The organism is Stenotrophomonas maltophilia group sp. Smal13 (assembly GCF_030236855.1).
Classification (GTDB): domain Bacteria; phylum Pseudomonadota; class Gammaproteobacteria; order Xanthomonadales; family Xanthomonadaceae; genus Stenotrophomonas; species Stenotrophomonas maltophilia_A.
The window spans coordinates 1-23311 of record NZ_JASJSQ010000060.1; the positions used below are offsets into that span (position 1 = coordinate 1).

A 23311-nucleotide genomic window follows, 5' to 3' on the forward strand; every position below is an offset into this window, starting at 1 on the left:
TTCAGGCCGCGGCCCCCAGGTACCCCTGCCATGCCGGCAGGGGCCCAGGCCCCCAGAGTCCCGCGATTCCATGTCCCAGCTGAACCCCAAAGTCGGCTTCGTCAGCCTTGGCTGCCCGAAGGCCCTTGTCGATTCCGAACGCATCCTTACCCAGCTCCGCTCGGAAGGCTACGACATCGTGCCGTCCTACGATTCGGCCGACGTGGTGGTGGTCAACACCTGCGGCTTCATCGATTCGGCGGTGACCGAGTCGCTGGACGCGATCGGCGAGGCGATGAACCAGAACGGCAAGGTCATCGTCACCGGCTGCCTGGGCAAGCGCCCGGAGCAGATCCGCGAGGCGTACCCCAACGTGCTTGCGGTGTCCGGCCCGCAGGACTACCAGAGCGTGATGGAAGCGGTGCATGAAGCGCTGCCGCCCAAGCACGATCCGTTCGTGGACCTGGTGCCCGACTACGGTATCAAGCTGACCCCGCGTCACTTTGCCTACCTGAAGATTTCCGAGGGCTGCAACCACAAGTGCAGCTTCTGCATCATTCCGTCGATGCGCGGCAAGCTGGTCTCGCGCCCGGTGGATGAAGTGCTGCGTGAAGCCGAGCGCCTGGTGCGTGGTGGCGTGCGCGAGCTGCTGGTGGTTTCGCAGGACACCTCGGCCTACGGCGTGGACGTGAAGTACGCCGAGAAGATGTGGCGCGACAAGGCCTACCAGACCCGCCTGAAGGCGCTGTGCGAAGGCCTGTCCGAGCTGGATGCGTGGGTGCGCATGCACTACGTCTACCCGTACCCGCACGTGGACGAGGTGGTGCCGCTGATGGCCGAAAACCGCATCCTGCCGTACCTGGACATCCCGTTCCAGCATGCCAGCCCGCGCATCCTGCGCCTGATGAAGCGCCCCGGCGCGGTCGAGAAGACCCTGGAGCGCGTGCAGAACTGGCGCCGTATCGCGCCGGACATCACCGTGCGTTCCACCTTCATCGTCGGCTTCCCCGGCGAGACCGAGGCCGAATTTGAAGAGCTGCTGTCGTTCCTCGACGAAGCGCAGCTGGACCGCGTCGGCGCGTTCGCCTATTCGCCGGTCGAGGGTGCCACCGCCAACGACCTGCCGGATGCGGTTCCGGAGGAAGTGAAGCAGGAGCGCTTGGCCCGTTTCATGGAAAAGCAGGCGCAGATTTCCGCTGCGCGCCTGGAGGCCAAGATCGGCACCGTGCAGCAGTGCCTGGTCGACGCCATCGAAGGCGATATCGCGGTGGCCCGTTCCAAGGCCGATGCCCCGGAGATCGATGGCCTGGTGCACATCCAGAATGCCGACCAGGTGCCGTTGCGCGTGGGTGAGTTCGTCGACGTGGACATCACCGAGAGCGACGAGCACGACCTGTACGGTGACGCGCTGCCGGCCGCCACCCGCCCGGCATTCGATCTCAAGATGCTGTGACTGCGGCGACGACCGCCGCCGGTGACGGGGGCGGCGTCCGCCGCTTCGTACCGCCGCCGCGTGCGGCGGTCGATCCACAGGTGTTCGCGCACCCGGTGTTTGCCGGATTGCGCGACGTTCGTGATCTGTTGGAAGGCCCGGAGTGGCCGTCCATTGCAGCGCTCGAGGCACGCCTCGCGCTGCCCGGCAAGCAGCTGGTCGAGCAGGATGCCACGCTGCTGGCCGACGGCCTGCACTACGAAGCCCGCATCGCACAGGGCCGCATCGCCACCCGCGCCGACAACTGGCATGACCTGTTCAACGCACTGGTGTGGGCCCACTACCCGCAGCTCAAGCAGGCGCTCAATGCGCAGCAGTGCCGGCATGTCGAGGCGATGCCGCCGGGTCAGCGCAACCGCGCGCAGGCGGCACTGACCCAGTTCGACGAAACCGGCGTGATCGTGCGTGTGCGCGATCACACGCTGCTGGCTGCCTGGGATGTGCACGACTGGTGTGCGCTGTTCGAATCGAGACACTGGCTGAGCGGCGACATCGCCATCGCTGCGGTATTCGGGCACGCGCTGATGGAGCAGGCGCTGCTGCCGGGCCGCCGGCTGGTGGGCAAGTGCGTGGTGGTGCACGGCAGAGCCGATGACACCTGTGTTGACGCGGTGACCGCGGCCATTGCCGAAGGCAGGGCAGTGACCGATCCCCTGCAGTTGCGTCCGCTGCCGTTGGCTGGAGTTCCGGGCTGGCACGAGAGACAGGACGCCGACTTCTATGCAGATGCCGAGTACTTCCGCCCGTTGCGTGCCGGCCGCCAGTATCCGCCGCCGTTGCACGGGGCTATGTAGAGTCGACTGTCAGTCGACTGCTCTTCGTTCCGAGGCCGTGAACGCCTGACAGATGGCTTCGGCGAGTCATCAACCGCGATTGAGGATCGCGGTGCGTTTGCCGTCCGGCTGCGGAGGTTTGTGCCGCGCTTCGCGTGGTAGTCGACTGACAGTCGACTCTACAACGGCTCGTATTCCACCCCGATTACCGCAAAGGTGAACTGGCCGCCGGGCAGCTCCACCGAGAATTCATCATCCAGCCGCTTCTTCAGCAGTGCACGTGCCAGCGGCGAATCGATGCTGATCCAACCCAGGCCTGCGTCGGTCTCATCCGGGCCGACGATGCGATAGCGGCTGGTGCTGCCACTGTCCACGTTCTCCAGTTCCACCCACGCACCGAAGAACACCGCCTGCGGATCGGTCGGCGTGGTGTCGACCACGCGCAGCGATTCCAGCCGCTTGGTCAGGTAGCGCACGCGGCGGTCGATTTCACCCAGCTGCTTCTTGCGATAGGTGTACTCGGCGTTTTCCGAACGATCGCCTTCCGCTGCAGCAGCGGCCAGCGCCTTCACCACCTCCGGGCGGCGCACACGCCACAGCTCATCCAGTTCGGCCTTCAACCGGGCGTGGCCGGAGGCGGTGATCAGGGCGGTACTCTTTTCTGCAGGGGGACGCCAACGCGACATGTGGTGCAACTTCTTTTCAGGGGAACGATGGGGCCGGGTCCTTTCCACAGGAAAGGCCTCCGACCCCGGGAGGGCAGGTCAGCGTTTGCCGCCGAAGATGCCGCCCAGCAGGCCACGCACGATCTGGTTGCCCAGCTTGGTGCCAACGGTACGCGTGGTCTGCTTGGCCATGGTCTCGATCATGCCCTGGCGGCGCTTGGTGCCGAAGATCGCATCCTTGATCGCCTGGCCGAAACCGCCTTCCTGCGCTTCGTCCTGCTCGCGGCTGCGGGCGGCGGGAGCCTGCGCCTGCTCGACTGTTTTCTGCGCACGCTGGGCCAGCAGCTCGGCGGCCGATTCGCGGTTGATCGCGGTGTCGTAGCGGCTGCCGACCGGGCTGCCGGCACGCACCTGGGCGCGCTCGGCCTCGGTGATCGGCCCCATCCGGCAGCGCGGTGGTGCGATCATCGTCTGCTGCACCGGCATCGGCACGCCCTTGTCCTGCAGCGTGGAGACCAGTGCTTCGCCGGTGCCGAGCTGACTGAGCACCTTGGCCACGTCCAGCTTCGGATTCGGCACGAAGGTCTCGGCAGCGGTCTTCACCGCCTTCTGGTCGCGCGGTGTGAACGCACGCAGTGCGTGCTGCATGCGGTTGCCGAGCTGGCCGAGGATGTTGCCCGGTACGTCGTCGGGGAACTGCGAGCAGAAATACACGCCCACGCCCTTGGAGCGGATCAGGCGCACCACCTGCTCGATGCGCTGCACCAGCGAGGCCGGTGCGTCGTCGAACAGCAGGTGGGCCTCGTCGAAGATGAAGACCAGCTTCGGCTTGTCCAGGTCGCCCACCTCCGGCAGCTGCTCGAACAGCTCCGACAGCAGCCACAGCAGGAAGGTGGAATACAACTTGGGCTTGAGCACCAGCTGGTCGGCGGCGAGGATGCCGATCACGCCGCGGCCGTCGTGATTGACCCGCATGATGTCGGCCAGTTCCAAGGCCGGTTCGCCGAAGAAGTTCTCGCCGCCATCCTGTGCCAGGCGCAACACCGAGCGCTGGATCGCAGCGATGGACTGCGCGCTGACCAGACCGTACTCGGTGGAGATGTCCTTGCGTTCCTCGGCAACCAGGCCGAGCAGGGCGCGCAGGTCATCCATGTCCAGCAGCAGCAGGCCGCGATCGTCGGCCAGCTTGAATACGATATCGAGCACCCCGGCCTGGGTGTCGTTCAACTCGAGGATGCGTGCCAGCAGGGTCGGGCCCATTTCGCTGACCGTAGTGCGCACCGGGTGCCCGAGCTTGCCGTACAGGTCCCAGAAAATCGTCGGGCTGGCGGCCGGCGCGTAGTCGGCCACGCCGATCTCGGCGGCGCGCTTGAGCAGGTTCTCGGCGCCTGTGCCGGGCACGGCCAGGCCGGACACATCGCCCTTCACATCGGCCAGGAACACCGGCACGCCCAGCCGCGAGAAGCCCTCGGCCAGGGTCATCAAGGTCACGGTCTTGCCGGTACCGGTGGCGCCGGCCACCAGGCCGTGGCGGTTGCCGAGTTTCGGCAGCAGGGTGACGGCAATATCGTCGGTGATGCCTTTGCCGAGCAGAATCGGATCCATGGTCCAGCCCTTGTGGTGAATAGCCCAATGTTAACCGCCGGCGGTGACGGGCCGAAGGTCGGCTTGCCCGGACCTTGGCGGCGCCGCTACTCTGCCTGCCTGTTTCGCACACAGTGCCATCAATGCCCGTTCCTGTCCTGATTTCCCGCGGTTGGCCGCTGCTGGCCCTGGCCGGCCTGGTTTCCCTGGCGCCCGACGCCCATGCGCAGCGGGTTTCGGCCCGGGACAAGGTGAAGGTGGATGCGCTGCAGCAGCGCATGACCGCCGCCGAGAAGCGCTACAGCGATGCGCTGCTGCTGGTCGCCAATGCCGACCCCAAGGGCAGCAACGAGGCGGACGCCGCGCTGGAGGACATGGAAGATGTCCTCAACGACTGCGTGAAGCAGAAGGGCTGCCAGATGGGCACCCTGCTGGCCAGCTACAAGCGCCTGCTCAAGCATGATGCTGATGCCGCTGCCAGCGATGACGTGGCCGATGAGGGTGGTGACCGCCTGGAAGCCGACCCCGACCATATCGGCCCGCTTACCGCCGACGTGCCGGAGGCCGCGCGCGCTGCAGCGCTGCTCAACGACAAGCGACATGCCTTCGACACCATGGTCGAGTACAACCCCGCCGTGCAGGCCGGCATCCGCCGCTGGTTGACCGACATGCGCCCGGCGCTGCTGACCAGCTACGAGAACTACCAGAACCTGCGCGCGGTGATGTGGCCGGAGTGGGAAAAGCGTGGTCTGCCGGAGGCGCTGCTGTTCGGCATCATGGCCAAGGAGTCCAACGGCCGTGTGCATGCCTCCTCGCGTGCCGGCGCCGCCGGGCTGATGCAGTTCATGCCGGCCACCGGCCGCCGCTTCGGCCTGGGCCCGGACGGCACCGGCTTCGACACGCGCTTTGACGCACGCAGTGCCGCCGAGGCCAGCGCCAGTTATCTCAACGAGCGCCTGCGCGAACTGAACAACAACGTGGAAATGTCGGTGGCCGCCTACAACGGTGGCGAAGGCCGCGCCGCGCGCGTGTTCAAGCAGAGCGGTGGCCAGAGTTTCTGGACCGACAGCGTCTACAACCAGTTCCCCGGTGAAACCAAGGACTACGTGCCGATGGTGATCGCCGCGGCCTGGATCTTCCTGCACCCGCAGCAGTACGGTGTGGAGCTGCCGAAGATCAGTGCGCAGCCGGCCACGCTGCGCCTGGCCAAGTCCACCACCATCTACGAACTGACCATCTGCCTGGGCAGCCACGGCACCCGTGATGGCTACATGCGCGCGCTGCGCAATCTCAACCCGCGCTATGAGGCCGATGGCTGGATTCCGGCCGGCACGCTGATCAACGCCACCACCCGCATTGCCGGCCTGTACCAGCGCAACTGCGTCAGTGGCCCGCGTGCCGACCTGGCCCGCACCCTGATCACCGCCGATCTGAACGCGGCGATCAAGCGCCCGACCGCCGCCAGCTACACCGGCAGCGTGGCCGTGGGCGGCGTGGTGCCGGTGGCCGACGCCGCGGCCTCCACCAGCGTGCCGACCACACCGGTCGCTCCGGTAGCCATGCCGCGCCCGGCGGCACGGCCGAAGCCGGTGCGCAGCCACAAGGTGGGCCGGGGTGAGACCCTGGGCGCCATTGCCGCGAAGTTCCAGTGCGACGTGCCGACCCTGGCCCGCGCCAACGGCCTGAAGGCCCCGGCCTACAGCCTGCGCCACGGCCAGACGCTGAAGCTGCAGGGCTGCGACAAGTAATCCCCCACGACCTCTGGAACCCACATGGATCTCGAAGACACCCGCAACCTGTTCGCCAACCTCCGCGAAAACACCGACTGGGACATCAACGGCCCGTTGCTGTGGGGGTACTTCTTCGTGCACTCCACGGCTGAGCCGTTGCAGGCACTGGCAGAGCACCTGCAGGCGCAGGGCTATACCTTCGTGGAACTGTTCGAGCAGGAGCCGGAAGAGGGCGACGCGCCGTTCCACGTGCTGCACGTGGAGCGTGTGGAGATCCACGACGAAGCCTCGCTGGACCGCCGCAACCAGGAATTCGCTGCGCTGGCCGCGGAAAAGGGCGTGGAAGACTACGACGGCATGGACGTCGGCCCGGCCCCGGCCCTGCAGTAACGCGCGTACCGGTAGTGCCGGCCGCTGGCCGGCAATGCTCGTCGCGTTGGATCAACGGAGATGCCGGCCAGCGGCCGGCACTACCGAAGCCTCAGCGCAGCTTCGCCAGCGCCTGGCCCAGCTGCACCGGGCTTTCGGCACCCAGCTGCGGGGCGAACTCGGCCACGCCCGGCGGCAGCAGCACGATCACGGTCGAGCCGTAGTTGAAGCGCGCCATCTCGGCGAAACGCTCCAGCTGGATGCCCTGGCCGCGGTAGTCCTTGCGGGTGATGCGGTCACCGTAGGCCGGAATTTCTTCGCCGCTCCACACGGTTTCCACGCCGGACACCAGCAGCGCACCGACCATCACGCTGACCATCGGGCCGAAGCTGGTGTCGAAATGGCAGACCAGGCGTTCGTTGCGCGCGAACAGGCGCGGCACGCCGTTGACGGCGGCCGGGCCGACGCTGAACAGGCGGCCCGGCACGTGCACGGTTTCGCGCAGGGTGCCGGTCCACGGCATGTGCACGCGATGGTAGTCGCGCGGCGACAGGTACACGGTGGCGTACAGGCCGTCGTTGTACGGCTTGGCATCCTCGTCACTGCCCAGCAGTTCGGCGGCGGTGAACGACTGGCCCTTGGCCTGGAAGATGCGGCCGGCTTCGATCCTGCCGAGCTGGCTGATGCGGCCATCGGCCGGCATCACCAGGCTGCGCGGATCGGCATCGGCCACGCGCGCGCCCGGCTTCAGCGCACGGGTGAAGAACTGGTTGAAGGTGGCATAGCTGCGCGGGTCCGGGTTGGCCGCTTCGTCCAGATTGACGTTGAACTTGCGGGTGACCGTGTCGATCAGCCAGCGCGACACGCGCGGATCGTCCGAGTACGCCAGCGAACGCGCCATCGAGGACAGCAGGCGGTGGGGCAGGGCGTACGTCAGGGCGGTGGTGAGGCTCATGGGGCGGTCTTCTCGGTCAGCTTCTGCAGGTCGCGGGCAATGGCCGGCGCGTTGAACGGGGGCCGCACCAGGCCGGCAAGGCGGCCCTGCGGGTCGAGCACGGCCAGGCTGGCCGAGTGCTCGACGGTGTAATCCTCGGGGTTCTCGTCGAAGTGCTTGCCTGGCACCTTCTGGAACACGAAGCCCAGCGAGGTGGCGAAGCGCTCCAGCGAGGGCACATCGGCGGTGGCGGCCAGGGTGTCCTTGTGGAAGCCGTGCACGTACTCGCCGAGGCGGGTGGCGCTGTCACGGTCCGGGTCGACCGAGATGAACAGCACGCGCGGGCGCAGGCTGTCGGGCAGGGCCTCCCACTGGTTCTGCGCGCCGGCCAGCTCGGCCAGGGTGGTCGGGCAGACGTCCGGGCAGAAGGTGAAGCCCAGGAACACCAGGGTCCAGTGACCCTTCAGTTCGCCCGGAATCAGGCGGGTACCGTCGGACTGGGCCAGATTGAAGTCGGGCAGTTCGCGCGGCTGCGGGTACAGGGTGATCGCTTCGGTGGCCGGGGCATTGGCCGGCGGCTTCGGCGCGAACACCTGCTGGGCGGCCAGCAGGCCGAGACCCGCCGCCAGGGCGATCAGCAGGATGATGCCGGCGTTGCGATTGAACATGGGAGCCCCCGCGCGAAGTGGGCTCCATCATACCGGCTGCGGCCCGATCGTTTCTGCCGCAACGGATGCCGCCGCGGGCGCCAGCCCCTATAATCGAGGGCCACTTTGCCCGCAGTACCGCCATGACCGCTGAAACGGCCGCCGAACTCCACACGATCATCGATCTGATCCGCTACGGCACCAGCCGTTTCAACGAAGCCGGGCTGACCTTCGGGCACAGCTACGACAATGCGCTGGACGAGGCCACCCAGCTGGTGCTGCACAGCCTGCACCTGCCGCACGATCTGGGCCCGGCGTACGGCCAGGCGCGTCTGCTGCAGGCCGAGAAGCTGCGCGTGCTGGAGCTGTTCCAGCGCCGCATCGACGAACGCATCCCGGCCGCCTACCTGACCGGCGAGGCCTGGTTCGCCGGCCTGAGTTTCAAGAGCGACAAGCGCGCCCTGGTGCCGCGCTCGCCGATCGCCGAACTGATCGAATGCGGCTTCGAGCCGTGGCTGGCCGGCCGTGATGTCAGCCGTGCGCTGGACCTGTGCACCGGTTCGGGCTGCATCGCCATCGCCATGGGCCACTATTACCCGAACTGGGAAGTGGACGGTGTCGACCTGAGCGACGACGCGCTGTCGCTGGCCGAAGAAAACAAGGAACGCCTGCAGGCGCACAACGTCACCCTGCTCAAGTCGGACCTGTTCAACGGCCTGACCGGTCGCCACTACGACCTGATCGTCACCAACCCCCCGTACGTCACCAACGACGAGACCGATGCCCTGCCGCAGGAATACTCCTACGAGCCGGAGATGGGCCTGCGTGCCGGCGACGACGGCCTGGACCTGGTGCTGAAGATCCTGCGCGATGCGCCGCTGCACCTGAGCGAAGACGGTCTGCTGATCTGTGAAGTGGGCGAATCCGAGCAGCACCTGATCAAGCTGCTGCCGGAAGTCGACTTCGCCTGGATCGAATTCAAGGTTGGCCAGATGGGCATCTTCGCGGTCGAATGCCGCGAGCTGATCGCCCACAGCGCGCGCATCACCGAACTGGCGGCGCAGCGCCCGTGAGTTCCAATTCGTTCGGCAAGCTGTTCACCGTCACCACGTTCGGCGAGTCGCACGGGCCGGCCATCGGCTGCGTGATCGATGGCTGCCCTCCGGGGCTGGCGCTGGACGCGGCCGAATTCGCCCACGACCTGCAGCGTCGCGCTACCGGCAAGAGCCGGCACACCTCAGCGCGCCGCGAGGCGGACGATGTCGAGATCCTGTCCGGCGTGTACGAGGGCCTGACCACCGGCACGCCGATCGCCCTGCTGATCCGCAACACCGACCAGCGCAGCAAGGACTACGCCAACATCGGCCAGCAGTTCCGGCCGGGCCATGCCGACTACAGCTACTGGCACAAGTACGGCATCCGCGACCCGCGCGGTGGCGGCCGTTCTTCCGCGCGCGAGACCACCATGCGCGTGGCCGCCGGCGTAGTCGCCAAGAAATGGCTGGCCGAGCGCTTCGGCGTGACCGTGCGCGGCTACCTGTCGCAGCTGGGCGAGATCACCCCGGCCGGTTTCGACTGGTCGGCGGTGGAAGACAATCCCTTCTTCTGGCCGCACGCCGCACAGGTGCCGGAACTGGAGGCGTACATGGATGCGTTGCGCAAGTCCGGTGATTCGGTCGGTGCGCGCGTGGACGTGGTGGCCGACAACGTGCCGCCAGGCTGGGGCGAGCCGATCTACGGCAAGCTCGATGGCGAACTGGCTGCCGCACTGATGAGCATCAACGCGGTGAAGGGCGTTGAAATCGGCGACGGTTTCGCCAGCGCCGCACAGAAGGGCACCGAACACCGCGACCTGCTGACCCCGCAGGGCTTCGCCAGCAACCATGCCGGCGGCATCCTCGGTGGCATTTCCACCGGCCAGCCGGTGGTCGCCTCGATCGTGCTCAAGCCGACTTCCAGCCTGCGCCTGCCCGGCCCGTCGCTGGACACGGCCGGCAACGTGGTGGAGGTCGTCACCACCGGTCGCCACGATCCCTGCGTCGGTATCCGCGCCACCCCGATCGCCGAGGCGATGGTGGCGATGGTGCTGATGGACCAGGCGCTGCGTCATCGCGCGCAGTGCGGCGATGTCGGCACGATCACCCCGCGCATTCCCGGGCAGATCGATGGCTGACACGCGGCCGACCGTGTGGGTGAGCCAGCCGCTGATCGACGCGGCCATCGCGCCGCTGCGCGATCGCGTGCAGCTGCGCAGCACCGACACCGTCACCGCGTGGTCGCCCGACCAGATCGCCGAACAGCTGGCCAGCGCCGACGGCGCCATCATCACCCTCAACGAGCGCATCGGCGCAGCACAGGTGGCCGATGCCGCGCAGCTGCAGGTGATCGCCAATGTCGGTGTCGGCTACAACAACCTGGACGTCGACGCGCTCAGCGCGGCCGGCATCCTCGCCAGCAATACCCCGGACGTCCTGACTGAAACCACCGCCGATCTCGGTTTCGCTCTGTTGATGGCCACCGCGCGCCGCATCACTGAATCCGAGCGCTGGCTGCGCGAAGGCCAGTGGCAGCAGTGGTCGTTCCAGACCATGCTCGGTGCCGACATCCACGGCAGCACGCTGGGTATCCTCGGCATGGGCCGCATCGGCCAGGGCATCGCCCGCCGCGGCGCGCATGGTTTCGGCATGAAGGTGCTGTACCACAACCGTTCGCAGCTTCCGGCCGCGACCGAAGCGGAGGTGGGGGCCCGTTATGTGGACCTGGACACCCTGCTGGCGCAGTCCGATCACCTGCTGCTGGTGCTGCCGTATACCCCGGCCTCGCACCACCTGATCGATGCCGCCGCGCTGGCGAAGATGAAGCCGTCGGCGACGCTGGTGAACATCGCCCGTGGCGGCCTGGTCGATGAGATCGCGCTGGCCGATGCGCTGGCCAACGGCCGCCTTGCTGCAGCGGGTCTGGATGTGTACGAAGGCGAGCCAAAGGTACGCCCCGAACTGCTGGCGCTGCGCAACGTCGTGCTCACTCCGCACATCGGCAGCGCCTCGCTGGCCACGCGCACGGCGATGGTACAGCTGGCCGTGGATAATCTGGTTGCCGGGCTCGGCCTGGACGGCGGCCCGTCGCGCATGCCGAGCGCGATCAACGCTGACGCGGCGATGGCCGCGCGCGTGACTCTGGGCAAAAAAACCGGGAAACGATAGGGAACCTCTGCGCGCCCCGCTTGAGGAGGTTCCCCGAACCCAGCTGTCGTGCGTGTTTTTTTCCCCATCCCCGTTTTCGTGAGAGTTTCCCCCATGAGCAATGCACAGCGCAGTTTCCACGTCGCCGTCGTCGGTGCCACCGGTGCGGTCGGCGAGACCATGTTGTCGATCCTGGCCGAGCGTGATTTCCCGGTCGGCACCCTGAGCGTTCTCGCTTCCGAGCGTTCGGCCGGCGGCGAGATCGAGTTCAACGGCCAGAAGGTCAAGGTCCAGGACCTGGCCACCTTCGATCCGAGCGGCGTCGAGATCGCCCTGTTCTCGGCCGGCGGCAGCGTGTCCAAGGAATACGCACCGAAGTTCGCCGCAGCGGGTGCGGTGGTGATCGACAACTCCTCGGCCTTCCGTTACGACGATGACGTGCCGCTGGTGGTGTCCGAGGTCAACCCGGAGCAGGTCGCCAACCGTCCGCGCGGCATCATCGCCAACCCGAACTGCTCGACCATGCAGATGCTGGTGGCGTTGGCACCGCTGCACCGCAAGTACGGCATCGAGCGCATCAACGTCTCCACCTACCAGTCGGTGTCCGGCGGTGGCCGTTCGGCAACCGAGGAACTGGGCAAGCAGACCGGCCAGCTGCTGAGTTTCCAGGAAATCGATCCGCAGCGCTTCCCGGTGCAGATCGCCTTCAACCTGATCCCGCACATCGATGACTTCCAGGACAACGGCTTCACCAAGGAAGAGATGAAGCTGATCTGGGAAACCCGCAAGATCCTCGGCGACGACAGCATCCTGGTGAACCCGACTGCAGTGCGTGTGCCGGTGTTCTACGGCCACTCCGAGTCGGTCGCGATCGAGACCCGTGATAAGGTCACCGTGGCCGAAGCACGCGCGCTGCTGGAGCAGTCGCCGGGCATCGAAGTGGTCGATCGTCACGAAGCCGGTGGTTACCCGACCCCGGTCACGCATGCGTCGGGCACCGACGCGGTGTACGTCGGCCGCATCCGTGAGGACCTGTCGCACCCGCGCGGCCTGAACCTGTGGATCGTGTCGGACAACGTGCGCAAGGGCGCGGCGTTGAATGCCGTGCAGCTGGCCGAGCTGGTCGCCGCCGAGCAGCGCTGATCACAGCGGTTGCCTCACCGGTAGTGCCGGCCGCTGGCCGGCATTGCCGTGATGGGGGCGTGCGTGTATGCCGGCCAGCGGCCGGCACTACCGAAGGTCTTCCATCGGTGGGTGCGGACCCCGGTCCGCACGCTTTATAGTGTCGCCCATGAATAAACGGGCCAAGGGCGCAAAGCGCCCGCTCACCTATCTGTCCGCCGCACTGCTCGCCCTGGCCAGCAGTTCGGCGCTTGCCCTGGGGTTGGGCGACATCCGGGTCCTGTCCAAGCCGGGCCAGCCCCTGCTGGCCGAAATCCCGGTGGTCTCGGCGGACCCGTCCGAACTGGAAAACCTGCGCGTGGCGCTGGCCTCACCGGTCACCTTCGAACGTGTCGGCCTGCAGCGGCCAACCGGACTGGTCAGTGAACTGCAGTTCGAACTGACCCGCGACACGCAGGGCAGGGCGGTGGTGCGCGTCACCTCGCAGGCGCCGGTGGAGACGCCGTCGCTCAGCTTCCTGATCGAAGCCGACTGGGGCCAGGGCCGCCTGGTGCGTGAGTACTCGGCACTGGTCGATGCGCCGCCCAGTGCGTTGGCCGTGGCCGAGCCGGAAATCGTCGCGCCGGCCGGTACGCTCTCCAATACCATCGTGCGCGAACCTGCACCGGCTTCGGTGCCAGCAGCAGAGACGCCCACGACGCCTCCACCAGCGGTGGCGCCAGCACCGGCACGCCCGCGTGCGGCCTCCGCGCCAGTTGCTGCACCGGCGGCCGATGGCAGCATCACCGTGCAGCGCGGGCAGACCCTGTCGCAGATCGCCAGTGCGGTGGCACGTGGCAACCAGGTCAGTCGCGACCGCGCGATGATTGCCCTGCTGCGTGCCAATCCCGAAGCCTTCATCCGCGGCAACGTCAACCTGCTCAAGCAGGGTGCGGTGCTGCGCATGCCCGGCAGTGATGCGCTTGCTGCGGTCGACGCTGCCGAAGCGACGACGCTCGTGCGCGAGCATGCCGCGCAATGGCGGCAGGCACGTACCGTGCCGCAACCGGTGGGCATGGCCGCACCGGTTGCCAAGGCGGCAGCCACGAACGCTTCTTCCCCGGCTGCGGCCAATGGGGCACGACTTGAGATCGCTCCGGCGCTGGCGTCCGACGCCGCGCACGCGGGCACAACCACCGGCACCGCTGCCGGCAGCGAGGGTGACATGCTGGGCAACGAACAACTGCGCCAGGCGCGTGAGGACATCGCCACCCGCGATGCCGAGATCGGCGAGCTGAAGCAGCGCGTGGCCGACCTGGAAAAGCTCAAGGAACAGCAGCAGTCGCTGATCGCGATGAAGGACAACGATCTGGCCGCCGCGCAGCAGCGCCTGGCGCAGGCACCGGATGCCCGCGATGCGGCAACGCCGTGGTACTGGCTGGGGCTGCCGGTGCTGCTGCTGGCGGCGGGCGCCGCCTGGCTGCTGCGTCGTCGCAAGCCGTCGCCGCTGCCGCCGCTGCGTGAGGAAGACGATGCTGCCGGCCTGGCCGCAGCGGTGCCGGCGGGTGCGGCGCTGGATACGCTGGCCGAGCAGTCCTCGTGGTCATCGGCTGTTGCCGGCAACGGCCGCCAGGAACCGGCGATGCCCGACTGGGCGACCGAAACCGAAGTGCACGACGTAGTGGTCGCCGAACCTGTCGCCGAGCGCGCGGTACGGGCCGACTGGCAGGCCGACACGCTGCGCGACGAGGACGCGGTGGCCTTGCCCGAAGCGGTGACCGATCTGCCGCGCTGGGACGATTCCGCAACCACCGCCGACGAGGTTGTCGTCGCCGCGCCGCTGCAGGACGAACGCGTTGTACCGCAGGCGCCGGCCGAAGTGGCGGTGCCGGACTACGCACTGCATGCCGAACAGCAGCCGCAGTTCCGCGGCGTGTTCGATCTGCCGGCCGACGCGCATGACAACGAGGCGCCGGCGGATGCCGCTCATCCCGAAGCCGTCGACGGCATCGACCATGGCAGCATCGAGGCCTCTCGTTCCGACGACATCGCGTCGAGCGCGGCCGTGCCTGCCGACGACACCGGCTGGTCGCCACGTGCCGGCCAGGAGCGCCTGGAACTGGCCATTGCCTACCTCGATCTGGGCGACGCGCAGACGGCGCGCACCCTGTTGCTGGAAGTCGCCGAAGGCGGTGACCTGCACAGCCAGGCCCAGGCCCGTGAACTGCTGGCGCGCCTGCCGTGACCGAACCTGCCGACAAGGACCTTGCCATGAGCCGCGAACGCCGCATCGACTACGTTGAATTCGCGTCCAGCGACCCGGCTGCCAGCCGTGCCTTCTTCGAGAAGGTGTTCGGCTGGTCGTTCGTCGACTACGGCAGCGACTACACGGCGTTCGACGATGGCCGCCTGCAGGGCGGCTTCTTCCGTGGCCAGCCGCAGCGGGCCAGCGACAGCGGTGCACCGCTGCTGGTGCTGTATGCCGACGCACTGGCACCGGTCGAGGCCGCCGTGCGCGACGCCGGCGGCGAGATCGTGCGCGCGGTGTTTTCTTTCCCCGGTGGCAGCCGCTTCCAGTTCGTCGAGCCCGGTGGCAACGAACTGGCGGTCTGGTCCGAACGCGATCCGGCCTGAGCGCCGCCCCATCCGCAACATCGAGGTAGCACATGCGTTATGCGCTTGGCGTCGAGTACGACGGCAGCGATTTCAGGGGCTGGCAGAACCTGGGCGAGGGTGGTCCCAGCGTGCAGGCCAGCCTCGAGCAGGCCCTGTCATCGGTGGCTGATGCGCCGCTGCAGGTGGTCTGCGCCGGCCGCACCGATGCCGGCGTGCATGGCCAGTGCCAGGTCGTGCATTTCGATACCGACGTGGTGCGCGATCCGCGCGCCTGGATGCTCGGCACCACCACCCGCCTGCCGCGCTCGATCGCGGTGCGCTGGTGCGTGCCGGTGGCCGATGATTTCCACGCCCGTTTCTCCGCGCGCGCGCGCCGCTATCGCTATCGGCTGCTCAACCGCGAGGTACGGCCGGCGCTGGACCGGCAGACCCTGAGCTGGGAGCGCCGTGCGCTGGACGAGACCCTGATGCACGCCGCCGGCCAGGCATTGCTTGGCGAGAACGACTTCAGCGCGTTCCGTTCGGTGCAGTGCCAGGCGCTGCATGCGCGGCGTGAACTGCAGGCGTTGCAGGTCAGCCGCCATGGCGAAGTGATCGAAGTCGCAGTACGTGGCAATGCATTTCTTCATCACATGGTCCGCAATATCGTCGGATCGTTGATCCTGGTGGGCAGCGGCGAAAAACCGGTGGAATGGATCGCCGAACTGCTGGCCGGGCGCGACCGCACCGTAGCTGGTCCCACCGCACCGCCGCAGGGCCTGGTGTTCCTTGGGCCCCTGTACCCCGACAACTGGCATCTGCCCGCCGAGGTCACGCTATGAGCCGTTCCTACTACCGTACGCGCATCAAGTTCTGTGGAATGACCCGTGCCGGCGACGTCCGCCTGGCCGGTGAGCTGGGCGTGGACGCAGTGGGTTTCATCTTTGCCCGCGAGAGCAGCCGCCGGGTTGCACCGGCCGAGGCCCGCGCGATGCGCCAGGCGATCGCGCCGATGGTCGACGTGGTGGCGCTGTTCCGCAACAACAGCAAGGAGGAAGTGCGCGAGGTGCTGCGTACGGTACGTCCGACCCTGCTGCAGTTCCATGGTGAGGAAGACGAAAGCTTCTGCCGCAGCTTCAACATGCCGTACCTGAAGGCGATCGCCATGGGCGGCCGTGAAGAGGTCAACGCCCGCACCCTGCAGCTGCGCTACCCCAGCGCTGCCGGCTTCCTGTTCGACAGCCACGCCCCGGGTGGCGGTGGCGGCACCGGCGTGGCGTTCGACTGGGGCCGCGTTCCGACCGGGTTGCACCGGCCGTTCCTGCTGGCCGGTGGCCTGAACCCTGAGAACGTCTACGATGCCGTGCTGGCGACGCTGCCGTGGGGCGTGGACGTCTCCAGCGGCATCGAGCTGGAGCCGGGCATCAAGGACGGCTACAAAATGCGCACCTTCGTCGAAGAAGTGCGTCGCGCGGATTGCACCGTTCTGGAGTGATCCGCGTCACCTGAGGGGTCACCCGGAATGTCATCGTCGACGGTGCATTCCGCCGTGCCGTGAAGGCGGGCGAATCCTGAATGCGATGAATATCACGCTTTCGGGTAATTCAGGTTCCAGCGCCAAAAAGTCGACACCCCCCGAACATCTGATCGGACACAATGCGCCCAGCCTGTCTTGGCTGGGTGCGATGCCGTGTGCGTGTCGCTGGCCGCAACCCTTGAGATACGCCCTACCTTTCGAACGAGGACGCAATGGATATGCCCCATCTCTCTTCCCGCCGTATCCGCCTGGCCCGCCTGACGCTCGTACCCAGCCTGCTGCTTGCCTTGGGCGCGTGTGCGGCCGGTGACTCATCCGCCCCGACCGCATCGGCACCGGCCGCTGCCGCACCGGCAGATGCACCTGCCACAGCACCGGCCACGGTTCCGGCGGCAGCACCGGCAGCCGACGGCCTGGCTGCGCTGATCCAGGCCAGTGGCGTGAAATGCAGCAACGCCAGTACGGGCAGCGGCTGCACGGCGGGCGATGTGGACAGCGGTGATTTCTACGATGTCGAACTGTCGCCGGACTGTGGCGACCAGGGTTTCTTCGCTGGCGTAGCCGATGCCAAGGGCGTGGAGACGTTGAGTGCGGTGCCATCGACCGGCAGCAAGGCCAGCGTGACCGCGAAGCTGTCGAAGGGGCAGCTGGTCTGCGTGCAGGGCATCGGACGCACCGGACAGAATCCGCTGTTCTATTACGTCGTTGCGGTTCCCGCTGCGACGGTCGGCAAGTGCAAGGGCAACACGTTGTGTGACACCTATGGCGACAGGCCGATCACTGGCCTGGCGACCACGGGGGGCGAGGCCTGCCATGCGGCGGCGCCGGGACGTTACGCCGGGAACTGCGCACAGGGCTGGGTCAGTGCGGACGTGCTCGACGTGTTTTCCAACGGAATGTAATCACCGCCAGGGGAGCGGTCCAATCAACCACTGGCAAAGGAACAGCTCATGTCGGATCCGAAAATCACCCGGCTGGTCAGCAGCGTAGGTACCACGCGCACGCTGGAAATGGACGATGGCAGTGTCGTCGAACGATCAGGCGGCAGCGTCTCGTGGCGCAACAACAATCCTGGCAATCTCAAGTTTGAATTCGCCGGCAGCGCGGACAAGACGGTGACCAATCCGCGTACCCGCGAGCAGGCGCTGGAATCGGCGCAGGGGCGCTACAAGGGCGTGGTCGATCTCGACCAATGGGGCAACGCGGTTTTCGAAAGCTATGAAGCCGGCCGGGTAGCGAAGATCCAGCTGCTCGAACGCCGGTTCGGCGACAAGACCGTGGAGGAAATGCTGCCGAGCTACTCCACCAAGGATTACAGCGGCACCACCCACCACAAGGAGCAGGCGGCCACCATCTATGCCGAAGGCGATCGCCAGGGTGTCGACCTGCGCTCGAAGACCGTCGGCCAGATGAGCGTGCGAGAGCGTGAAGTGCTGGCCGACGGCATCCGCCGTTTCGAGGGCTGGCAGCCGGGTGAGGTTGCCACGCAGCAGCCACCCACGCGCACTCCGGCGGCCGCGCCCGTGCAGACCCAGACCCAACCGCAGGTACAGACGCCTTCAGCGGCGGCGCCTGCTGCGGGCCAGGCCGCGGCTGCAGTCGGCAGTGCCGCGCTCTACAACGAGGCCTATCAGCATTTCATGGCCTCAGGCCGCCAGTACGAATACGGGCGCCCGGACCATCCGCGCCCGGGTCGCGACAGCAGCCGGCTGGAGCGTGACCTCGATGGTGACGGACGCTTCGGCGTGGATTGCTCGGCGTTCGTATGGCGAGGCCTGAAGAACGCGGGTTACGACGTGCGTGGCGAGAACGCTGCGGGGTTCACTACGTCGACGCTGTTCAATGGTGCGAACACCACGGCTTACGCACGCGAGCATTTCGATGTGACCTCGGCTGCCGAAGCACGCAAACCGAACGGATCGCTGAAGCAGGGCGACATCCTGATGTTCTCCTCGTCGCAGGGCCAGCATGTCGGCATTTTCAAAGGCTACGACGCGCAGGGAAACATCCAGTTCATCGGTTCACAGGGAAGCACCGGGCCGGCCGAAGTCACCATCCGGCCGGGCGGGTACTGGGATGGCGGAAGCACCCGCATCGTTGGTGCGCTGACACCGAAGCCGGAATTCCAGGTGCGCGCGCCGCTGCACGGCAATGGCGAACCTGCGCTGTCCCGGCCAACCGCCACCGTGCAGCCGGCTGCATCACACGCGGCCGCCAGCGAGGTGATGAAGCAGGGGCAGCGTGGCGCGGACGTGCAGGCGTTGCAGCAGACTCTCAACCAGCTCGGTGTGCGTGATGCGCAGGGCCATCGATTGTCAGAGGATGGTCGTTTTGGTGATCACACCCGCGAAGCGGTGATCGCGCTGCAGAAACAGCAGGGGCTGGTGGCCGATGGAATTGTCGGTCGCCAGACCGCTGCCGCGCTGGCGGCGGGCCGTGCGCAGGGCCATGAACCTGCAGCGGCTGTACCGAAGGGGCCGTCGCTGAACGATGCATCGCATCCGGACCACGCACTGCACAACGCCGTCCGCAGCAAGCTTCCCAGCGTGTTTTCCGAAGAGGCTGCCGCCAATATCACCCTGCATGCAAAGCAGAACGGAATCGACGCGGCCGACAAGCTGCAGAGCATCACGGTGCAGGATGGCAAGGCGTTCGTGATGGGCACGACGCCGGGCTTCCGCACCGCGGTGGACCTGGCCCAGGCGCCGCCGTCGCTGGAGCAGACCAGTGCCAAGCTGCTGGCAGATCCTTCGCACCAGCAGCAGGTGCATGAGGAGCAGCAGCGGGTCGCGATGGGCGGTCGCTGAGGCCTGTGTTGCCGGCTCCGGGCGGTGAACGCCGCCCGGGGCCTCGTCTCATTGCAGCTGTGCTGCTGCCCAGTCGGCCAGGGCGTCCACCCGTGCATCGGCCGGGCCATCCGGCCGCGCCAGCACCCAGAAGCCGCCGGTGGCGGTAAACCCCCACGGTGCGACCAGCCGGCCTGCTGCCAGATCTTCGGCCACCAGTGGCTCCGGTGCGATCGCCGGGCCCAGCCCGGCCACGGCTGCTTCCAGCAGGTAGTACAGATGTTCGAAAGCGGTGCCCAGCTGCAGCTTCGCGGTGTCCAGATCGTGCGCCTGCGCCCACGCCGGCCACGCCTGCGGCCGTGAGCTGGTGTGCAGCAGCGTTTCCTGCAGCAGCGCCGAGGGCGGTACCTGCCGCAGGCGCTGCGCGGCCGGATGCGAGGGTGCCACCACCACGCCGACCCGTTCCGGCGCCAGCTCACGCACCTGCCAGCCCCGTGGCCACGGCCCCTGCGCCAGCAGTAGTACGGCATCCAGCGCCGCCTGTGCTTCGGTGAAACTGCCATCCAGCGCCGACCACTGCAGGCGCACGCCGGGCAGGGCGGCCTGCAGCACGGGCAGGCGCGGGATCATCCAGCGCGCCAGTACGCTGCCGCTGCAGCCCAGCACCAGTGCTGGGGCCGCCGTCGGCCGGCGCAGCTCGCGCACGCAGTCTTCGATGCCGCTGAACGCCTCGCTGCACGCGGCCTGCAGTCGCGTGCCCGCAGCGGTCAGGCGCAGCCCGCGGCCGGCACGCTGGAACAATGCCAGGCCGAGATGATCCTCCAGCAGCTTCAGTTGCCGGCTGACCGCGCCGTGGGTGACATGCAGGTCCTGCGCGGCGCGCCCAACCCCGCCCAGACGGGCGGTGGCCTCGAACGCACGCAGCGCATTGAGGGGAGGCAGCAGGGAACGAATCATGTGAGATTTCCTGACGATATGCGCCAGATAATATCCATTTTCCGGTCACGACCCGTGCGCTAGAGTATCCACCTGTCTCGAACCAGCGGTCGCTTCCATGTCTGCCTCCCCCATTGCCGACTACCACGCCTTCCCGGATGCCCAGGGCCACTTCGGCCGCTACGGTGGCAGCTTCGTCGCCGAAACCCTGGTCGGCCCGCTGCAGGAACTGGCCCAGGCCTATGACCAGGCCCGCCAGGACCCCGAATTCCAGCTGGCCTATGACCGCGACCTGGCCCATTACGTGGGCCGGCCGAGCCCGATCTACCACGCCCAGCGCCTGAGCGATCATGTCGGCGGTGCGCAGATCCTGCTCAAGCGCGAGGACCTGAACCACACCGGTGCGCACAAGATCAACAACACCATCGGCCAGGCGCTGCTGGCCGCGCGGATGGGCAAGAAGCGCATCATCGCCGAGACCGGTGCCGGGCAGCATGGCGTGGCCAGTGCCACCGTTGCCGCGCGCTTGGGCCTGGAATGCGTGGTGTACATGGGCGCCACCGACATCGAGCGGCAGAAGATCAACGTCTACCGAATGAAGCTGCTCGGTGCGACGGTGGTGCCGGTCACCTCCGGCTCGGCCACCCTGAAGGACGCGCTCAACGAAGCGATGCGCGATTGGGTGACCAACGTGCAGGACACCTTCTACATCATCGGCACCGTGGCCGGCCCGGATCCGTACCCGCGCATGGTGCGCGATTTCAACGCCATCGTCGGCCGCGAAGCACGCGAGCAGATGCTGGCCGAGTACGGCCGCCTGCCGGATGCGATCACCGCCTGCGTCGGCGGCGGCAGCAATGCCATCGGCCTGTTCCATGCCTTCCTCAATGATCGCCAGGTCGAGATTGTCGGCGCCGAAGCTGCCGGTGATGGCATCAGCACCGGGCGCCACGCTGCATCGATCGCGGCGGGTCGGCCGGGCGTGCTGCACGGCAACCGCACCTATGTGCTGTGCGACGACGACGGCCAGATCATCGAGACCCACTCGGTGTCAGCCGGCCTGGACTACCCGGGTGTCGGGCCGGAGCACGCGTTCCTGGCCGATACCGGCCGCGCGCGCTACCTCGGCATCACCGATGAGGAAGCGCTGCAGGCCTTCCACCTGCTGGCGCACACCGAAGGCATCCTGCCGGCGCTGGAATCCAGCCATGCGCTGGCACAGGCGATCAAGCTGGCGCGTGAGCGTCCGCGTGACCAGATCGTGCTGTGCAACCTGTCCGGCCGTGGCGACAAGGACGTGCACACCATCGCCGCGCGCGAAGGGCTGGTGCTGTGAGCGCGCGGCTGCGGAACAGCGGCGTGCTGCTGCTGGCGCTGGGCTTGGCCGCGTGCCAGCCGCCGGAGTCGCCGGTGCTGGCACCGGCCGCCAAGGCCACCACGCAGCCTGTGCAGCAGGCCGCCAACGATGATCTTGACCCGATGGCGCGTACGCCGATCGACGATCCGCCGTCTGTGGAAGATAAGGACAGCGATGACGCGCCCGCGGTGGCCTCGGTGGCGCTGGACCATGCCGGCGAGGTGCTGATCGGCCAGCATATGACCGATCTGAAGGCACTCGGGCCGTGGACCGCGCAAGGGGCGGTCGAAGCCATCGGCGGCAGTTGCGAGTACTACGACGGCAAGGGGCTGCCGCCGGGCGTGTCGATGATGACCGATGAAGATCGCGTCGTCCGTTTCGATCTCGGCCTGGATCCGGAGAGCGGGGCGCCGACCCAGCAGCCCGGGCCGTTCGGCCTGCGTGTCGGCATGACCCGCGCCCAGGCCATGGCCCAGTTCCCGAAGCCGCCGGTATCCAGCCCGCATGCCTACGACGGTGACCAGGGCGAGTACCTCACCTGGCAGGACCCGGGCTCGGCCCTTGGCATCCGCGTGGAACTGTTTGAAGGGAGGGTCATCCAGATGTACTGGGGGACCAGCGATGCGATTGAACTGATTGAAGGATGTGCCTGAGATGCCTGTATCCCGACTCGATGCCTGTTTCCAGCGACTGCGCGAGCAGCAGCGCAAGGCGCTGATTCCCTTCATCACCGCCGGTGATCCCTCGCTGGAGGCCACCGTGCCGGTCATGCACGCGCTGGTCGATGCCGGTGCCGATGTGATCGAACTGGGCGTGCCGTTCTCCGACCCGATGGCCGACGGCCCGACCATCCAGCGCAGCTCCGAGCGCGCGCTGGCGCGTGGTGCTGGCAGCCGCTACGTGCTGCAGGCCGTTGCGCAGTTCCGCGAGCGTGACGCTCAGACGCCGGTGGTGCTGATGGGCTACCTGAATCCGGTGGAGATCCATGGCTACGCGGCCTTCGCAACGGCAGCCGTGGAGGCAGGTGTGGACGGCGTGCTGCTGGTCGACCTGCCACCGGAAGAAGCCGGCGAAGCGCAGCAGGCCTTCGATGCAGCGGGCCTGGCACTGGTCCTGCTGGCGTCGCCGACTACCAGCGAGGCGCGCGCCGACAAGCTGCTGGCGCTGGCCCGTGGCTACCTCTACTACGTCAGCTTTGCCGGTGTCACCGGCGCGTCCGAGCGCCTGGACAGCGATGCCGCCAGTGCCCGCCTGCAGGCGTTGCGCGCGCGTGCTTCGGTGCCGGTGGTGGCCGGCTTCGGCATCAAGGATGCCGACAGTGCTGCGGCGATGGCCCGCCAGGCCGACGGCGTGGTGGTCGGCAGCGCGCTGGTGGCGGCGCTGGCCGAAGCGGGCTCGGCTGAGGAGGCCGCACAGCGCGCTCGAACCTTCCTGGCTCCGCTGCGGCAGGCGCTGGACCAGTAACGGTAGCGCCGGCCATGCCCGGCGGTGCGGGGCACAAGGGTATCCGCCGGGCATGGCCCGGCGCTACCCGCACGGCGTTGCCGCGCTAAACGTACGTCCCAGCATGGTTTTTTCCGGCGGCCCCGTGTCCGGCAAGGGGGTGCACGGGCGGGGAAAGCGGAGCTAGACTGTCCGCCTTTG

Annotated in this window: 22 protein-coding genes; 17 read left to right on the forward strand and 5 right to left on the reverse strand. The window is 67.6% G+C overall.

Annotation, left to right across the window (positions count from 1 at the left end):
• The first annotated feature begins 70 nt into the window (after nucleotides 1-70).
• Nucleotides 71-1432, forward strand: a complete 1362-nt coding sequence (gene rimO, locus QRO95_RS17550) for a 30S ribosomal protein S12 methylthiotransferase RimO (protein ID WP_285303103.1) — start codon at nucleotides 71-73, stop codon at nucleotides 1430-1432.
• Nucleotides 1429-2265 carry a DUF3025 domain-containing protein gene (locus tag QRO95_RS17555; RefSeq protein WP_285303104.1) on the forward strand — a complete coding sequence of 279 codons (837 nt, stop codon included), beginning with the start codon at nucleotides 1429-1431 and terminating at the stop codon, nucleotides 2263-2265. Before rimO ends, QRO95_RS17555 begins: the two co-directional genes overlap by 4 nt.
• Before the next feature lie 158 nt (nucleotides 2266-2423).
• On the opposite strand, the gene greB is transcribed toward QRO95_RS17555, so the two are convergent.
• Both greB and QRO95_RS17565 read right to left on the reverse strand, forming a co-directional pair.
• Complete coding sequence (gene greB / locus QRO95_RS17560) at nucleotides 2424-2930, reverse strand: transcription elongation factor GreB (RefSeq protein ID WP_285303105.1); 507 nt, start codon at nucleotides 2928-2930, stop codon at nucleotides 2424-2426.
• A 78-nt stretch (nucleotides 2931-3008) separates the two neighbouring features.
• Complete coding sequence (locus QRO95_RS17565; RefSeq protein WP_285303106.1) at nucleotides 3009-4514, reverse strand: helicase HerA-like domain-containing protein; 1506 nt, start codon at nucleotides 4512-4514, stop codon at nucleotides 3009-3011.
• Nucleotides 4515-4636: 122 nt separating this feature from the next.
• On the opposite strand from QRO95_RS17565, the gene QRO95_RS17570 reads away from it, so the two are divergent.
• Together QRO95_RS17570 and QRO95_RS17575 are read left to right on the forward strand one after the other, a co-directional pair.
• Nucleotides 4637-6241, forward strand: a complete 1605-nt coding sequence (locus QRO95_RS17570) for a transglycosylase SLT domain-containing protein (RefSeq protein WP_285303107.1) — start codon at nucleotides 4637-4639, stop codon at nucleotides 6239-6241.
• Nucleotides 6242-6265: 24 nt separating this feature from the next.
• On the forward strand, nucleotides 6266-6613 hold the full coding sequence (locus QRO95_RS17575; RefSeq protein ID WP_032128242.1) for a ribonuclease E inhibitor RraB: 348 nt from the start codon (nucleotides 6266-6268) through the stop codon (nucleotides 6611-6613).
• 91 nt (nucleotides 6614-6704) lie between these two features.
• Here QRO95_RS17575 and asd read toward each other — a convergent pair whose 3' ends face one another.
• Together asd and QRO95_RS17585 are read right to left on the reverse strand one after the other, a co-directional pair.
• Nucleotides 6705-7547, reverse strand: coding sequence for an archaetidylserine decarboxylase (gene asd, locus QRO95_RS17580; RefSeq protein ID WP_006381472.1), 843 nt, complete (start codon nucleotides 7545-7547; stop codon nucleotides 6705-6707).
• Nucleotides 7544-8194: an SCO family protein gene (locus QRO95_RS17585; RefSeq protein ID WP_006381470.1), complete on the reverse strand. Its 651-nt coding sequence runs from the start codon at nucleotides 8192-8194 to the stop codon at nucleotides 7544-7546. Before QRO95_RS17585 ends, asd begins: the two co-directional genes overlap by 4 nt.
• A gap of 122 nt (nucleotides 8195-8316) precedes the next feature.
• Between QRO95_RS17585 and prmB the strand changes: the two genes are divergently transcribed.
• The 10 genes from prmB to QRO95_RS17635 all read left to right on the forward strand — a co-directional run bounded on the left by prmB (nucleotide 8317) and on the right by QRO95_RS17635 (nucleotide 19395).
• Nucleotides 8317-9246 (forward strand): 50S ribosomal protein L3 N(5)-glutamine methyltransferase, encoded by a 930-nt coding sequence (prmB, locus tag QRO95_RS17590; RefSeq protein WP_005410487.1) that lies wholly within the window; start codon nucleotides 8317-8319, stop codon nucleotides 9244-9246.
• On the forward strand, nucleotides 9243-10346 hold the full coding sequence (gene aroC / locus QRO95_RS17595) for a chorismate synthase (RefSeq protein ID WP_285303108.1): 1104 nt from the start codon (nucleotides 9243-9245) through the stop codon (nucleotides 10344-10346). The genes prmB and aroC overlap by 4 nt, the downstream gene beginning before the upstream one ends.
• Complete coding sequence (locus QRO95_RS17600; protein WP_285303109.1) at nucleotides 10339-11376, forward strand: D-glycerate dehydrogenase; 1038 nt, start codon at nucleotides 10339-10341, stop codon at nucleotides 11374-11376. Before aroC ends, QRO95_RS17600 begins: the two co-directional genes overlap by 8 nt.
• A 93-nt stretch (nucleotides 11377-11469) precedes the next feature.
• Nucleotides 11470-12498, forward strand: coding sequence for an aspartate-semialdehyde dehydrogenase (locus QRO95_RS17605; RefSeq protein ID WP_012511725.1), 1029 nt, complete (start codon nucleotides 11470-11472; stop codon nucleotides 12496-12498).
• Between the two features lie 148 nt (nucleotides 12499-12646).
• Nucleotides 12647-14701 carry a FimV/HubP family polar landmark protein gene (locus QRO95_RS17610; RefSeq protein ID WP_285303110.1) on the forward strand — a complete coding sequence of 685 codons (2055 nt, stop codon included), beginning with the start codon at nucleotides 12647-12649 and terminating at the stop codon, nucleotides 14699-14701.
• Nucleotides 14702-14727: 26 nt separating this feature from the next.
• The gene (locus QRO95_RS17615; protein WP_032128247.1) at nucleotides 14728-15090 is read left to right on the forward strand and encodes a VOC family protein; all 363 of its coding nucleotides are present in this window, start codon (nucleotides 14728-14730) and stop codon (nucleotides 15088-15090) included.
• A gap of 32 nt (nucleotides 15091-15122) precedes the next feature.
• The gene (truA, locus tag QRO95_RS17620; protein ID WP_285303111.1) at nucleotides 15123-15893 is read left to right on the forward strand and encodes a tRNA pseudouridine(38-40) synthase TruA; all 771 of its coding nucleotides are present in this window, start codon (nucleotides 15123-15125) and stop codon (nucleotides 15891-15893) included.
• Entirely contained in the window at nucleotides 15890-16546 is a 657-nt protein-coding gene (locus QRO95_RS17625) for a phosphoribosylanthranilate isomerase (protein ID WP_019660598.1), read from the forward strand. Before truA ends, QRO95_RS17625 begins: the two co-directional genes overlap by 4 nt.
• A gap of 254 nt (nucleotides 16547-16800) precedes the next feature.
• Nucleotides 16801-17490, forward strand: coding sequence for a hypothetical protein (locus tag QRO95_RS17630; protein ID WP_080355441.1), 690 nt, complete (start codon nucleotides 16801-16803; stop codon nucleotides 17488-17490).
• Between the two features lie 48 nt (nucleotides 17491-17538).
• On the forward strand, nucleotides 17539-19395 hold the full coding sequence (locus QRO95_RS17635; protein ID WP_180845121.1) for a peptidoglycan-binding protein: 1857 nt from the start codon (nucleotides 17539-17541) through the stop codon (nucleotides 19393-19395).
• 48 nt (nucleotides 19396-19443) lie between these two features.
• Here QRO95_RS17635 and QRO95_RS17640 read toward each other — a convergent pair whose 3' ends face one another.
• Entirely contained in the window at nucleotides 19444-20331 is an 888-nt protein-coding gene (locus QRO95_RS17640; RefSeq protein WP_285303112.1) for a LysR family transcriptional regulator, read from the reverse strand.
• A 97-nt stretch (nucleotides 20332-20428) separates the two neighbouring features.
• Between QRO95_RS17640 and trpB the strand changes: the two genes are divergently transcribed.
• The 3 genes from trpB to trpA are packed head-to-tail and all read left to right on the forward strand — an operon-like array spanning nucleotide 20429 to nucleotide 23131.
• The gene (trpB, locus tag QRO95_RS17645; protein ID WP_032128250.1) at nucleotides 20429-21646 is read left to right on the forward strand and encodes a tryptophan synthase subunit beta; all 1218 of its coding nucleotides are present in this window, start codon (nucleotides 20429-20431) and stop codon (nucleotides 21644-21646) included.
• Entirely contained in the window at nucleotides 21643-22320 is a 678-nt protein-coding gene (locus QRO95_RS17650) for a hypothetical protein (RefSeq protein WP_285303113.1), read from the forward strand. The genes trpB and QRO95_RS17650 overlap by 4 nt, the downstream gene beginning before the upstream one ends.
• Before the next feature lies 1 nt (nucleotide 22321).
• On the forward strand, nucleotides 22322-23131 hold the full coding sequence (gene trpA, locus QRO95_RS17655; RefSeq protein WP_285303114.1) for a tryptophan synthase subunit alpha: 810 nt from the start codon (nucleotides 22322-22324) through the stop codon (nucleotides 23129-23131).
• Nucleotides 23132-23311 lie beyond the last annotated feature (180 nt).